Here is a 15107-nt window from a genome sequence, read left to right as displayed (position 1 = left end):
TCACCTATTTCTAACCGAATACTGCTGTAGGGAGATTTCATCCATAAAAGAGTTCTCCTGCAGCTTTAGTTGATCGGATAGTTTTTGCTTCTTGCTTTCAATCATCTTTTCAAACTTTTTCACTTCTATATGAGCGTCCGTTAATTTGCCTTGGAATACTTCCATATTTTCTCTAGCTTGATTAACCGAATATTGAACTTCATGAATAGCCTTCTGTAGCTTTTCCATGTAAGTAGAGTGAGAGGAAAGAGCGTCAATGGATACTGCCTTTTCTAATTGCGTCTGGTAATTAGATTCCGCTTCCTCTTTCTTACGCAACAGTTCATACAGCTTCGTCGCAATTTCTTCAAAGGAATCTACCGATTGCTTATAAGCCTTTTGGGCTTCTTTCTTTTCTCTTTCTCTTACGTTTAATATTTTTTCAAATGTTTGGATAACAGCCATTAGTGACCACTCCCATTAACTAGCTCTGCCATTTGCTCGAAGGCTTCTCCAATCGTAACCACTTCTTCCGTGGACTGCTTAAGGAATTCAATAATACGAGGGTAATATTGAATCGCTTCATCCACTTCTCGACTTGAGCCTCGTTTGTAGGCACCTATTTGAATCAATTCGTAATTATCCTCATATGTTGCAAGCAATGAACGAATACGTTGTGCAAGTTGCATTTGTTCAGGCCCAGCTATTTGTGGCATAACACGACTTATCGATTTTAAGATGTTAAGAGCTGGAAACCTACCCTGTTCTGCAATTTTCCGATCTAATACGAAGTGACCATCGAGGATTCCTCGTGTCGTATCCGCAATCGGTTCATTCATGTCATCCCCATCGACTAGCACGGTGTAGAATGCTGTAATGGTTCCGTTCTTACTTGTTCCTGTTCTTTCTAACAGCTTTGGTAATATCGCAAATACGGAAGGGGTATATCCTTTCGTAGTTGGTGGTTCGCCTGTTGCTAGCCCTACTTCCCTTTGAGCCATGGCTACCCGCGTCACCGAATCCATCATTAAGTTCACTTGATAGCCTTGATCTCGGTAATACTCACTTATGGCTGTAGCTGTGTATGCCCCTTTAATTCGCATGAGTGCTGGCTGATCAGATGTCGCAACAACAATGATGGATTTTTTACGACCTTCTTCTCCCAAATCTTTTTCAAGAAATTCCCGAACTTCTCGGCCTCGTTCCCCAATAAGAGCAATGACATTAATATCGGCACTACTATTTCTTGCTATCATGCCTAGCAATGTACTTTTCCCAACACCACTTCCGGCAAAAATTCCAATCCTTTGTCCTTTTCCTACGGTAAGCAGGCTATCAATAGCTCGAACACCTACTTGAATAGGTTCACGGATAGTGGGACGGTCTAGCGGGTTTGGAGGAGATTGTTCGGATGGATAGGTTGTAAGTCCTTTCGGTAATGCAGATCCATCTAACGGTTTCCCTAATGGATCTACAACCGATCCAATCATGCCCATTCCTACTTTTATCGTTAGCGGTTGACCAGTTGCCTCTACAAGGCAGCCGGGACCGATATCTTTCAATTGTCCGTAAGGCATTAATAATACTTTTTCATCGTTGAACCCAACCACTTCTGCCATAATCGGGTTACTTCCTTTTGATGAGGGGTGAATATAGCACACATCCCCTACACTGGCTTCCGGTCCTTTTGATTCAATCATGAGACCAACAACTCTATGAATTTTCCCATATCGTTTATACGTATCTACTTGATCCAACATATCAACGTACTTACTTATGTTCACGGCCAGCCTCCTGCGCTATATCAAAAAGTTTATTTCGAAGCTCGTGAAGTTGACTTTCAATTCCCGCGTCAATTCTTCCGAATGGGGATTCGATAATACAACTACCAATAGACAGTCCTTCATCTGGATAAACGGCTAATTCCACGTTCTCTTGTACAATGTTTTTCAACTCTTCCTTATTGGAGAGAATAAGTGGATATTGATCTGGGTTTGTATAAATGGCAACCTTTGTTTGCCCTTTTACTTCGTGCAGCACAGCCTTCACAATGCTTAGATACTGCTCAGGTTGTTCAATCTCCTGATGCAGAATTCTTTCTGCAGCTTTCAAACCTAGATGAAGGATCGTTTCTTCACTTTGTAGAACCGTTGATTTTGCATCATCTTGGGCAATTTGAATAATTTCTCTTGCTTGCTCCATATGCATCTCGTATTCCTGTCTTCCTGCTTGTTCCCCTTGTTGAAAGCCCTCTTGAAAGCCCTGTTCCTTTGCGGCTTCTTCTAAATGTTGTCTCTCCTCGGTCCACTGTTGTTTTTCTAGTTCAATTTGTTGTCTAGCCTGGTCTATAATTGCTTGCGCTTCTTGTTTAGCTTGGTCTAGTTCAGCGACTGCATGGTCAAGTTTTTCTTTTATAGCACGCTTTGTTTCCTCTTCATCGACATCATCCAGATTTAAAGGTGTCTCGAAGGTAATCGGCTTTAGTCCGATCACTTTGCTCGAGGATGGCTGGCTATGTTTAAAAATACTAGACAATGATATCGTCACCTCCACCACGAGCAATAACAATTTCTCCAACTTCTTCTAATCTTCTAATTACAGAAACAATTCGACTTTGAGCCTCTTCCACATCACGCAATCGAACAGGCCCCATAAATTCCATTTCTTCTTTGAATGTTTCTGCCATTCTAGTTGACATGTTCTTGAACAATACTTCGCGGACTTCTTCGCTTGCCACCTTAAGAGACAATCTCAAGTCATCATTTTCCACATCACGGATAACACGTTGAATCGCTCTATTATCCAATGTAACAATATCCTCAAAGACGAACATTCTCTTCTTAATTTCTTCAGCAAGCTCTGGATCCTGAATCTCAAGCGCATCTAGAATCGTTCTTTCTGTACTTCTGTCTACCCCGTTTAACACTTCAACGACAGCTTGTACACCACCAGTTTGCGTGTAATCCTGGGTTACTGTTGTAGATAATTTTCGCTCTAAAATTTGCTCCACTTCAAAAATTGTCTCCGGAGATGTTGAATCCATCAAAGCAATTCGCTTGGCAATATCCGCCTGCATCTCTTGTGGTAGCTCAGAAAGTATTTGACTAGATTGAACTGGATCTAAATAAGATAAAATAAGTGCAATTGTCTGCGGATGTTCGTTTTGTATAAAGTTCAAAATTTGTGATGGTTCTGCCTTACGGGCAAAATCAAAAGGTTTTACCTGGAGAGATGAAGTCAGTCGGTTAATGATATTAACCGCTTCTTGTTCTCCAAGCGCCTTTTCTAATACCGTTTTGGCGTAATTAATACCACCTTGCGTAATATAGTCCTGCGCTAGAGCGATTTGGTGGAATTGCTCCACTACATCTTCTTTTTGGCTGGTTTCGACTTTTTTTACTGATGATATTTCTAATGTGAGTTTTTCAATTTCTTCCGCTGTTAAATGCTTATAAATTTGAGCGGAAACATCAGGCCCCATGGAGATAAGCAGAATAGCGGCCTTTTGTTTACCGGATAGTCTATCTTTTTGTCTAGCCATAAAGGTCGCCTCCTAATCTTCTGCAATCCAACTTCTAAGAAGCTTGGCAAAATCTTCTGGTTTGTCCTGTGCCATTTTCTCAAGTTGCTTTCTTCTCACTGTAGATTCGGAATCTTGTCCTTGTTCCATTTCCGGAATTACAAATTCCTCTCTTGTAGGAACATCCGTTACGGTAACCTCTTCTACTTCTTTTGTAGCTTTTCTTCTTCTCATTAACCAAATCACCAATCCTGCGATAACTAGTAAAGCTGCACCACCAGCAATATACATCCAAGTAGGGATGCCTGTAGTTGGCACTTCGGTTGGTGAAGTCTTACCTTGGAACTCTTGGAAAACAATCGATGTTTTTTCTTCTGGTACCACTTCGCCGTAACCTTCATCAATAGAAGTTGTAACAATAGAATTCAAGATAGAAGAAATTCCTTCTTGAACAGCCAATTGCTCTTCTTCTGAAAGAAGCTCAACTTCTTCGCCATTTTCCGTAGGATACTTTGCCTTATCAACAGCTACCTGAATACCTAGGTCTCTAATCTTGTACGGACTTTCCACGATATCTTTTTTAATTCGATTAAACTCATTGTTTATCGATTCTTTCACCATTTCGTAATCACCAGTAGAGCCTTCGGTTGCCCCTGGATAATTCGCTACATCTTCTTCTCCTGCTCCGACTACACCATTAGCTGGAGGTGTACCAGTATAAGTTTCTTTAATTGTCTCAATACTTACTGGGAGACCCTCCATGTCTTCTTCGTTGACTGGAGAAACTAATTCTTCGGTACGGTTTTCTTGTGTAAAATCGATATCAGCAGTAACCGAAGCAATAACCTTATCTTGACCAACCATCATTCCAATCATTTGTTGAACACGACGTTGAATATCTCGTTCTATATCGTTCTTCACACTCTGTTGAAATGTGTACGCATCCGTATTAGCAGAAGCTGTTGGATTTTCTAAGTCAAAATACTGAAAATTTTGGTCCATGATGACGATATTATCTGTAGGAAGATTTGGAACCGTCTTTGAAACGAGACGATATAAGGTTTCCACTTGACTCGTTTCAAATTGATAGCCCGGCTGTGTCGTTAAAACAATCGATGCCGAGGCTGCTTCTGCTTGATCGCTGACAAATACAGGATCCTGTGGTTTATTAATCATAACCTTCGCATCCTCTATGCCTTCAATACCCGTTATTAAGTTTGCTAATTCCGTTTGCATAGCATCCAACTTAATCAAATCAAACTCATTATCTGTCATTCCCCAGGAAGCATTATTACTAAAGAAGGAGTAATCAATATTCCCACTGTCAGGCAAACCTTGGGAAGCAAGATCCACTAATAATGAATCTGCTTGATCATCCGGAACCATAATAGTAGTTCCTCCTCCTTCTAATTCATAAGGGACAGATCTAGCATCTAATTCAGCCTTAATCTGTCCAACCTCTTGGAGTGAAAGATTATTGTATAAAGGAACCATTTTCGTTTGACCAACGAAAAAACTAGATATTCCAATTACGAGAATGATTGCAATGATGGAGCCTATTATTAGACGCTTTTGTTTGCCAGACTTAGCAGACCAAAAGCTTAATAGCTTATCTTTTAGTACGTTCATATTCTGTTTCATTTCTCGCCCCCGCTAGTTTACAAATAGTTTCATACTATACTAGACTTGCATTCTCATTACTTCGGTATAAGCATCAATGACTTTTCTTTGAACTTCAATAGCAGTTTGTAACGTAATGCTTGCCTTCTGCGACGTGATCATTACATCATGCAAATCCGTAATTTCTCCCTTTGCTAATGCTTCTGTTTTACGATCCGATTCAATTTGAGCACTATTGAGTGTTTCAATGGCATTTTTTAAGCTTGTTGAAAATTTATTTTGAGCTTCACCTGGCGTAACAGATAAAGTATTTTGTGCAGATAGAACATTTGGTGTCTGTAAAGTACTAATTTTCGTTAATGGTTCCATTAGCTTATAAAACCTCCTTTATCACTATTTACCTATTTCCAATGCTTTTAAAAGCATACTTTTTGTAGCATTTAATGCCGTCACGTTTGCTTCATAAGATCTGGTAGCACTCATCAAGTCCACCATTTCTTTTAATGGGTCTACGTTTGGTAATTGCACATAACCTTCTTCATTCGCATCCGGGTGATTTGGATTGTATACGAGCTTAAATGGCTCATCATCCTCTGCGATCTCTTTCACACGGACTCCGCTTCCTTGACTAGATGATCCAACTCTTGCTTTTTGCAAGAAGGAATTGAAGGAATTATCTTTGGATTCAAAGACAACCATTTTACGTCGATAAGGTTCATACTCTCCATTTTCATTGATGGTTGCTCTCGTCGTCTCAGCATTCGCTAAGTTGGAGGAGACAGTATCCATTCGCAATCTTTGAGCGGTTAATGCACTAGCGCTTGTATTAATCGAATGAAAAATACTCATACCTTATCTACCTCCTTTGATCACTGATTGTAGGCTCGTAAACTTTCCATTTAGACGATCAACTAAGCTTTGATAGTAAATCTGGTTCTTAGCTAATTCCGTCATTTCTTTATCGATATCTACATTGTTTCCGTTGTTGTTATACGTTGTACTGTTATTAGATACGATTTGGAAGGTATTCTGCTCTGCGCTGCTAGAAAAAGGGATATGTTTGGGATGAGTACGCTTTGCTGAAAATTGATTATTTATTTTTTCGTCTAACACTTGTTGAAAAACAACACTTTTCGATTTGTAATTCGGTGTATCGACATTTGCTATGTTGTTAGAAATGGTTTGGTTTTTTAAGGAAGCATAATCCAACGAGCGTTCTAGGCTGTTGATTGTATTTCCGAATAGTGACAATTCCTTTTCCTCCTAACTTTTTTGTAGGACCGTCATATAAAGTCTATCTTTATCGAATATTGTAATTTAATTGCTAATACTTGTCCATGAAAAATTGACATTAAATTACTTTAGTAGCGAATAAAAAATCTACACTAGGTCAATAGTCACGGGTTATTCCCTTCAAATTCCACGCTTTCGACAACTGTGTCGAATATTGTAAAAAACTCTAGTCCTATTATCACACACCGTATAGGAAATGAAAACTAGAAATTTATGAATTTCTCTTAACAATTTTTAGTATAATTTCGACTTACTACCTATTATCTGTTGACAGATTGCATTTAAAATGGTCAAAAAAAAGCCTTCTCCATGGTTGGAGAAGGCTTTTTTCATACTTAGTTAGTTTTTAGTTTTTGAAGTTCAAGTAAAAATTTATTATTTAAAACCTTAATGTATGTTCCTTTCATACCGAGGGAACGTGATTCAATAACGCCAGCACTTTCTAATTTACGAAGTGCGTTAACGATGACAGATCTCGTAATCCCTACACGGTCAGCAATTTTACTCGCAACCAACAATCCTTCATTTCCATCTAATTCTTCAAAAATGTGTTCAATTGCTTCGAGTTCACTGTAGGATAATGAACTGATTGCCATTTGAACAACTGCTTTACTACGTGCTTCCATTTCAATTTCTTCTGTTTTCTCATGAAGAATTTCCATTCCGACTACTGTAGCGCCATATTCCGCTAATAATAGATCATCGTTGTTAAAGCTTTGCGTTAAACGGCTTAGGATTAGCGTTCCTAATCTCTCTCCCCCACCTATAATAGGGACAATCGTCGTTAACCCGTTCTTAAACAACTCTCTGTTTTCCACCGGAAACGCCGTATATTGGCTATCAATATCAATGTTTGATGTTGTTTCTTGAACGTTGAACAAGCTTTCTGTGTATTCTTGAGGAAATTGTCTTTCTTCTAACATACTTTTCATTCTTTCGTTTTCAATTTGCTGATTAATCGCAAACCCTAATAATTTTCCTCTTCTGCTTACGATAAATATATTCGCTGTGATAATATCGCGAAGTGTAGCAGATACCTCGTTAAAGTTGACAGATTTCCCTGTTGTCTTTTGCAGCAATGCGTTAATTTTCCTAGCACGATCTAATAGTTCCATGATGCTCCTCCAATCGTTTTTTATAAAATATATTGACTTAAATCTTTGTTCTTGGCAATCGAGCCTAACTTCTCTTCTACGTAGCTTTTCGTTATTTCGATTTTTTCCATTGTAACATCTGGTGCTTCAAACGATAGTTCTTCTAACAGTTTTTCTAAAATGGTGTGCAAACGTCTTGCTCCAATGTTATCTGTGTCTTGATTCACTTCATAAGCAACCTCAGCTAGTTTAGTTACGGCTTCTTCCGTAAATACAACATCAATGCCTTCTGTTTTTAACAGAGCCTGGTATTGCTTTAAAAGAGCGTTCGAAGGTTCCCGAAGAATACGTTCGAAGTCCTCTACCGATAATTTATCAAATTCGACACGAATTGGAAACCTTCCTTGTAACTCCGGTATCAAATCTGATGGCTTTGCCATATGAAAGGCACCTGCCGCTATGAACAGGATATGATCGGTTTTAACAGGTCCGTGCTTCGTCACAATCGTCGATCCTTCCACAATTGGAAGGATATCACGTTGCACGCCCTCTCTAGATACATTGGCAGATTGTTCACTTTTTCCGGCCACTTTATCAATTTCATCAATGAAAATGATCCCAGACTGTTCTACCTTTAAAATCGCTTCCTGAGTTACTTCATCTTGGTCAATTAACTTCTGGGCTTCTTGCTGGATCAATACTTTTCTAGCTTCGGAGACTGGGAGTTTACGTTTTTTTGTTTTCTTTGGCATAAATTGTCCAAAAGCGTCCTGCATATTCATTCCCATTTGCTCCATACCAGAACCTTGTAGCATATCAAACATCGAAGACGATTGATCATCCACTTCGATCATCACCATATGGTCTTCCAATTCGCCTAGTTCTAGTTGGTGTTCGATTCGTTTTCGTTTTGTTTCTATTTCTTGATTGTCTTTTTCTTGATCTTCTTGCTGGTCTTCATCGGACTGTGAAGAGAAAAGCATTTCAAATGGATTACTAATTTTACTTTGTTTCTTAGCGGATGGAACTAATAATTTTACGAGCTTCTTATTCGCTAATCTCTCTGCTCTATCCATGACCCCTTTCATTTTCTCTTCCTTCACTAATCGAACAGCCATTTCGACTAGATCCCGAACCATGGATTCCACATCTCGACCTACATAACCCACTTCTGTAAATTTCGTTGCTTCTACCTTCACAAAAGGAGCTCCAACTAGCTTTGCAAGTCTTCTTGCAACCTCTGTCTTCCCTACACCAGTTGGACCAATCATTAGAATATTTTTCGGAACGATTTCATCTCGAAGGTTATCATCTAACTGCATTCTTCTATATCGGTTCCGCAGTGCAACTGCCACTGATTTCTTGGCATTCTTTTGTCCAATAATGTACTGATCGAGCTGTTCAACAATTTGCCTCGGTGTCATTTCAATGGACATTAATCAATCACCTCTAGCGTAATATGGTCATTCGTAAACACACAAATCTCACCAGCAATTTCTAGCGCTGCTTGCGCAATTTCTTTCGCGCTTAAGTTGTCGGAATACCTTTTTAAAGCACGACCTGCACTTAAGGCAAAATTCCCACCAGAGCCTATCGCTAAAATCCCATCATCTGGCTCAATCACTTCCCCTGTTCCGGACACTAGAAGCATCGAGTCCTTGTTCATCACGATGAGCATAGCTTCTAGCTTGCGTAGTACTTTATCGCTTCTCCATTCTTTAGCCAGTTCAACGGCGGCTCTTTGAAGATTACCGTTATACGCTTCTAGCATTGCCTCAAACTTCTCAAAGAGTGTGAACGCATCTGCTACTGATCCAGCAAAACCAGCTAAAACTTGGTCCTTATATAATCTACGTACTTTTTTGGCTTTATGTTTCATCACAACAGCATTTCCTAAGGTTACTTGCCCGTCACCACTCATGGCACATTGACCTTTATGCTGTACCGCAAAAATGGTAGTTGCATGAAATTCTTGATTCAATGTATCCACCTCTTTTTAATTATTCTTTCGATTTGCTCTTGGATGACTGTTCATATAAATATTTCGCAAATGATCCTTCGAAACATGGGTATAAACTTGAGTTGAGGATAAATTCTCATGTCCTAATAGCTCCTGAACAACCCGTAAATCGGCACCTTCATTCAACATGTGTGTGGCAAAGGTATGTCGGAGCTTATGCGGATGAATATCCACCGTCAAAGCTGCTTTCTTAACAAGTTTATCCAATATTAACCGAACACCACGCGTTGTAAGCGCTCTACCTCGAGCATTTAAGAATACTTCCCCAGAGTCAGGCTGGTTTTTTCGTAACGAGTTTCTTCCATTATCTATGTAGGTTTGTAGTGCCTCTTCCGCAAATCGACCAAAAGGTAAGTATCTTTCCTTTTTGCCTTTCCCTCGAATAAGCATTGTACCGAGAAAAAAGTCAATGTCGTCTATTTTCAGCCCGACACACTCACTTACACGAATACCTGTTGCATACATCACTTCAAGGATAGCTTGATTTCGCTGACCTAACGGAGTACTAGTATCACTAACTTGAAATAGTTTTTCTAGCTCTTCTTTATAGAAGAAACTAGGAACAGGTTGGTCCATTTTAGGTAAATGAATAGCTAGAAATGGATTTTCGGACACTACTTTCTCGCGCTCTAGAAATTTATAAAAGCTTCGAATGCTAGATATTTTTCTCGAGACACTCCGTCTTGACAGTTGTTGATCATAGAGTGTCGTTAGGAAAAAACGAACGTTCTGATAGTCAACCTCATTAAGATCCGAAATATGTTCCCTTTGTAAAAAGTCAAAAAAACTCTGTAAATCATACGAGTAATACTCTACGGTGTATGGAGAAGCATTTTTTTCGATTTGCAGATATTCTACAAACGGTTTCACATACGCTTTCCCTTCCAATATCAAACATCACCTTTCCGAAGGCGTATAAATAGTAACACAACTAAGTTCGTCCATGCAATATAATTTACAAAATTGTAACAAGATTCTGAATTGTACTGGATATGTATGCAATTTCTAGTATTACCCTTACAAGACGGTAATTATAGCTCAATTATTTAAATTATGTCAATCGCTTATAACAAGATTAACACTGTTGTAAATATTCTGTCACTACTATTATTTGGCTTCCCATGATATTCCTATACCCTTCAACCCTGAAAATATAACGAGTACAAGCAATAATTATATATATGGCAAAATAATGAACAGGTAGGTTTTCTACCCTCACTCATAAGAAAAGACAAGAACACTTAGAGCTTTTATCAAAGAAACGAAGACTAGGTTGATGTCTGCGGGTAGTGGATTTCCTGATGACTGCATTCACTACTTAGGTATCGGGCTTAATTTTATACCTATCTTCTCAAAAAAACCTAGCCGACTAAACGACTAGGTTTGATTTTACACTTGTGCTTCTTCTTTATAATCGCATTGTGTACAGTGAATTTGTGTTCCTTTTTTCGCTTTTTTCTCGACCAACAGAGAATCACATTTTGGACATGGTCGGGAAACTGGCTTATCCCAAGATATGAATTCACATTCTGGATAGTTGTCACAGCCATAGAAGGTACGACGTTTTTTCGTTTTACGTTCCACGATGTTTCCATCTTTACAGTTCGGACATTTCACTCCGATTTCTTTTAATATCGGTTTCGTGTTTCGGCAATCTGGGAAATTGGAACAGGCAAGAAACTTTCCATATCTCCCCATTTTATACACCATCTCATGCCCACAATTTTCGCAATCAATACCTGCTGGCTCATCTTTGATTTCGATTTTTTCCATTTCTTTTTCTGCTTTCTTCAACCGTTTGTCAAATCCACCATAGAACTGATCGATGATGCGAATCCATTCTGTTTTGCCTTCTTCGATGGAGTCTAAATCTCCTTCCATCTTTACGGTAAAATCAACGTCAACAATTTCCGGGAAAAATTCTTTCATAATTTCGGTCACAATTTCTCCAAGCTCGGTTGGAACGAAGCGGCGATTATCTAAACTCACATAACCTCTTCGTTGAATCGTGTCTAATGTAGGTGCGTAGGTTGATGGACGTCCAATTCCTTGTTCCTCCATCGTTTTTACCAATCTCGCTTCTGTATATCTAGGAGGTGGCTGTGTGAAATGCTGATTCGGTTCAATATTTACAGCAGTCACCATTTCCCCTTCATCGATATCAGGTAAGAATGTATCTTCTTCTGTTCTGTTATCGTCATTTCCTTCTATATAAACCTTCATAAACCCTTTGAATTTTATTTTAGAACCAGTTGCCCGGAATTCAATCCCTTCATTTACTAAATGAATAGTCATCGTATCCATGATGGCTGGTGCCATTTGACTGGCCGTAAAACGGTCCCAAATTAACTTATATAAGCGATATTGGTCACGAGATAAAATGCTTTTTAGAGACTTAGGATCACGAAATGCAGAGGTTGGACGGATTGCTTCGTGCGCGTCCTGAGCGCCCTCAGAATTCTTATCCTTTCTTACTGTTCCTAAGTAATCATCACCAAATGCTTCTTTAATGTATGCAGCCGCTTCCTTCTTTGCTGTATCGGAGATTCGAGATGAATCGGTACGCATATACGTGATAAGACCCGTAATACCGCCCTCTTTCTTCCCGAGGTCAATTCCTTCATATAACTGCTGGGCGACCATCATCGTTTTACGAGCTCGGAAGTTTAACTTTCTAGCCGCTTCTTGTTGTAAGGAAGAAGTTGTAAACGGAGGTGCCGCATTTCGTTTTCTTTCTCGTTTATTTACTTTGTCTACTTTAAAGTCTTTTCCTTTTAACTGGTTGAGGATGTTGTCGACTTCCTCATTGTTTCCCAAGTCTTGTTTCTTCCCATCTACTCCGTAAAATGAACCTTCAAAGGTTTCTTTTCCTTTTTGGAAACTTGATTCAATGGACCAATATTCTTCTGGAACAAAGCTTTTAATTTCTTGTTCCCTTTCAATAATCATCTTCACAGCAACGGATTGAACACGCCCTGCACTTAATCCTTTTTTCACTTTCTTCCATAATAAAGGACTGATGTTATAACCAACTAACCGGTCCAATATTCGTCTTGCTTGCTGCGCGTCCACTAAATCCATATCAATAGGACGTGGGTGCTTAAAGGATTCTTTAATTGCATCTTTCGTTATCTCATTAAATACGACACGACAATCCGAAGTTTCATCAATATCTAATGAATGTGCTAAATGCCATGCAATCGCTTCTCCTTCGCGATCGGGGTCGGCTGCGAGATAAACTTTTTTTACTTTTTTCGCGGCACTTTTTAGTTCCTTAAGTACAGGACCTTTTCCGCGTATCGTTATATATTTAGGTTCATACTCTTTTTCCACATCAACACCCGTTTGACTTTTGGGTAAGTCTCTCACATGCCCCATCGATGCTTTCACTTTGTACTTTTTTCCTAAATATCGTTCGATTGTCTTTGCTTTTGCTGGAGATTCAACGATAACTAGATAATCTGCCATTTCTTTTCCTCCCAGGAGGTATTTCTTTTTGAGATTTTATAAATGAATATATGCTGATTGAAAAGGATGTTCAAAAAGTCCGGAAAAATCCTTCATTTTTGAAAACACACTTGATTGTATAAATCTTCCCTATTATTAAATACTTTTTTGCCATTTGTCAAACTTCCCCATGCTTGAAACCGAAAACCGAAAAGAAATATCAGACTATTTCGACCTTATTCGACTCCATTTTTGCCGTTCTAACTCCCACTCCAATTGTAAATCATAGGTATTTTGAACTAATTTTGCACCATCTTGAATCATTTTATGACAGCCATGCGATTGAGGATCAAGAGGTGATCCAGGCACAGCAAATACTTCTCGTCCTTGATCTAATGCCTGCTCTACAGTAATAAGACTACCACTTTTTTCTTTTGCCTCAATCACGAGTGTACCGAAACCTAGACCGCTAATAATCCGATTTCGTTCTGGAAAATAATATCGCTGTGGACGAGTAGAAGGTGGATATTCCGAAAGAACGAGCTGGGAGGAAGCTAATTCCTGAAATAATCGCTCGTTTTCTTTTGGATAAATATAATCGAATCCCCCACCTAATACAGCTATCGTTTTCCCACCATGATCGATAGCCAGTTTATGAGCAAAACTATCAATACCCCTCGCCATCCCACTAACAAGCGTCCACTTATCTTCTATTAATGGCTGAAGAATTCTTACCATTATCGGAAAAGCTTGTTTGGTAGGGTATCTTGTACCGACAACGCTTAAAGCTGGGCTATCCTTTAACAAGCTTGTATCACCTAGCGCATATAAAACAAGTGGTGGATCCTTAATAAATCGAAGCATAAGCGGATAATGATCATCTAGCAAGGTAATAGCTTGAACTCCTTTTGGTAGTGGGAGGGCCGGTGATGTGTGTAAGTAATGAGACAAGGCAGAAGCTTTTGACTTTGGTAGATTTAAAAGAGAAGCAAATTGAGAAGTGGAATATTTATAGAGGGATGAAAGTGTGGAATCCAATTGGAGAAGTTTTTTAATTTTGGTTCTTGATAACACAGAACTCTCGTATAAATGAAGCAATCGACTCTTTACTGTATGCATGTATTCCTTCCTTTCTTTTCGAAAAGTGAAAAACAGGCTGACAACTAGTGCCAGCCTATTTCTATACTATTATTAATGTGTTTTACACTTGTCATAAAGTCCTTTTTCTTTTAGAACTCCGATAAGTGTTTCGCCCATTACGGATGGCGTTTCGGCAACTTTAATGCCACATTCATTCATCACTTTAATCTTTTCGTCAGCAGTACCTTTACCACCAGAAATAATAGCACCGGCGTGACCCATACGTTTTCCTGGAGGTGCAGTTGCCCCACCGATGAAGCCTACAACTGGTTTTGTCATGTTTGCTTTTACCCATTCTGCAGCTTCTTCTTCCGCTGTTCCACCGATTTCACCAATCATCATAACAGCTTCTGTTTCCGGATCTTCATTGAACGCTTTTAACACGTCGATGAAATCTGTTCCGTTTACTGGGTCTCCACCGATACCAACAGCAGTAGATTGACCGAATCCTTGTTCAGAAAGCTGATGTACGGCTTCATACGTCAAGGTACCAGAGCGAGACACAACTCCGACATGGCCTTTTTTGTGGATATAGCCAGGCATGATTCCGATTTTACACTCTTCTGGTGTGATAACCCCAGGACAGTTTGGACCTACTAGGCGTGTTTTTTTGCCTTCCATGTAACGCTTCACTTTTACCATATCCAAAACTGGAATATGCTCTGTAATACAAATGACAAGATCAAGTTCTGCATCAACTGCTTCGATGATAGCATCTGCCGCAAATGGTGCTGGAACATAGATAACAGAAGCATTTGCTCCTGTCGCTTCTACGATTTCTTTTACTGTGTTGAATACAGGAACGCCTTCAACCTCAGTTCCACCTTTACCTGGTGATGTACCACCAACGATTTTCGTACCATACTCTAGCATTTGTTTTGTATGAAATAAAGCTGTTGAACCCGTAATACCTTGTACGAGCACTTTTGTATCTTTATTTATAAATACACTCATTTTCGTCCGTCCTTTCCGATTATTAACAAGCAAATTGCTT

Annotated in this window: 15 protein-coding genes; all 15 read right to left on the bottom strand. The window is 39.2% G+C overall.

Annotated features, from left to right (window positions below; all coding sequences use genetic code 11):
* The gene (fliJ, locus tag KO561_RS08870) at positions 1-444 is read right to left on the bottom strand and encodes a flagellar export protein FliJ (RefSeq protein ID WP_231096741.1); all 444 of its coding nucleotides are present in this window, start codon (positions 442-444) and stop codon (positions 1-3) included.
* Positions 444-1763 (bottom strand): flagellar protein export ATPase FliI, encoded by a 1320-nt coding sequence (gene fliI / locus KO561_RS08865; RefSeq protein ID WP_408004854.1) that lies wholly within the window; start codon positions 1761-1763, stop codon positions 444-446. The genes fliJ and fliI overlap by 1 nt, the downstream gene beginning before the upstream one ends.
* Positions 1750-2514 (bottom strand): flagellar assembly protein FliH, encoded by a 765-nt coding sequence (fliH, locus tag KO561_RS08860; protein WP_231096740.1) that lies wholly within the window; start codon positions 2512-2514, stop codon positions 1750-1752. Before fliH ends, fliI begins: the two co-directional genes overlap by 14 nt.
* Entirely contained in the window at positions 2507-3520 is a 1014-nt protein-coding gene (gene fliG, locus KO561_RS08855) for a flagellar motor switch protein FliG (protein WP_231096739.1), read from the bottom strand. Before fliG ends, fliH begins: the two co-directional genes overlap by 8 nt.
* Positions 3521-3532: 12 nt before the next feature.
* Complete coding sequence (fliF, locus tag KO561_RS08850) at positions 3533-5140, bottom strand: flagellar basal-body MS-ring/collar protein FliF (RefSeq protein WP_231096738.1); 1608 nt, start codon at positions 5138-5140, stop codon at positions 3533-3535.
* A 39-nt stretch (positions 5141-5179) separates the two neighbouring features.
* Positions 5180-5488, bottom strand: coding sequence for a flagellar hook-basal body complex protein FliE (gene fliE / locus KO561_RS08845; protein WP_231096737.1), 309 nt, complete (start codon positions 5486-5488; stop codon positions 5180-5182).
* Positions 5489-5512: 24 nt separating this feature from the next.
* The gene (gene flgC, locus KO561_RS08840; protein WP_231096736.1) at positions 5513-5968 is read right to left on the bottom strand and encodes a flagellar basal body rod protein FlgC; all 456 of its coding nucleotides are present in this window, start codon (positions 5966-5968) and stop codon (positions 5513-5515) included.
* A 3-nt stretch (positions 5969-5971) separates the two neighbouring features.
* Positions 5972-6370, bottom strand: a complete 399-nt coding sequence (flgB, locus tag KO561_RS08835; RefSeq protein WP_231096735.1) for a flagellar basal body rod protein FlgB — start codon at positions 6368-6370, stop codon at positions 5972-5974.
* Positions 6371-6747: 377 nt separating this feature from the next.
* A complete protein-coding gene (codY, locus tag KO561_RS08830) occupies positions 6748-7527 on the bottom strand; it encodes a GTP-sensing pleiotropic transcriptional regulator CodY (protein ID WP_231096734.1) in 780 nt (259 codons plus the stop codon).
* A 20-nt stretch (positions 7528-7547) separates the two neighbouring features.
* A complete protein-coding gene (hslU, locus tag KO561_RS08825) occupies positions 7548-8942 on the bottom strand; it encodes an ATP-dependent protease ATPase subunit HslU (protein ID WP_231096733.1) in 1395 nt (464 codons plus the stop codon).
* The gene (gene hslV / locus KO561_RS08820; protein ID WP_269140705.1) at positions 8942-9487 is read right to left on the bottom strand and encodes an ATP-dependent protease subunit HslV; all 546 of its coding nucleotides are present in this window, start codon (positions 9485-9487) and stop codon (positions 8942-8944) included. Before hslV ends, hslU begins: the two co-directional genes overlap by 1 nt.
* Positions 9488-9502: 15 nt before the next feature.
* Positions 9503-10417, bottom strand: coding sequence for a tyrosine recombinase XerC (gene xerC, locus KO561_RS08815; RefSeq protein ID WP_231097081.1), 915 nt, complete (start codon positions 10415-10417; stop codon positions 9503-9505).
* A gap of 498 nt (positions 10418-10915) precedes the next feature.
* On the bottom strand, positions 10916-12994 hold the full coding sequence (gene topA / locus KO561_RS08810; RefSeq protein WP_231096732.1) for a type I DNA topoisomerase: 2079 nt from the start codon (positions 12992-12994) through the stop codon (positions 10916-10918).
* A 204-nt stretch (positions 12995-13198) separates the two neighbouring features.
* Positions 13199-14092: a DNA-processing protein DprA gene (dprA, locus tag KO561_RS08805; RefSeq protein WP_231096731.1), complete on the bottom strand. Its 894-nt coding sequence runs from the start codon at positions 14090-14092 to the stop codon at positions 13199-13201.
* Between the two features lie 72 nt (positions 14093-14164).
* Positions 14165-15067, bottom strand: coding sequence for a succinate--CoA ligase subunit alpha (sucD, locus tag KO561_RS08800; protein WP_231096730.1), 903 nt, complete (start codon positions 15065-15067; stop codon positions 14165-14167).
* Positions 15068-15107 lie beyond the last annotated feature (40 nt).

This window comes from Radiobacillus kanasensis (assembly GCF_021049245.1).
Classification (GTDB): Bacteria; Bacillota; Bacilli; order Bacillales; family Amphibacillaceae; genus Radiobacillus; species Radiobacillus kanasensis.
This window is presented reverse-complemented; position numbering and strand designations above follow the sequence as displayed.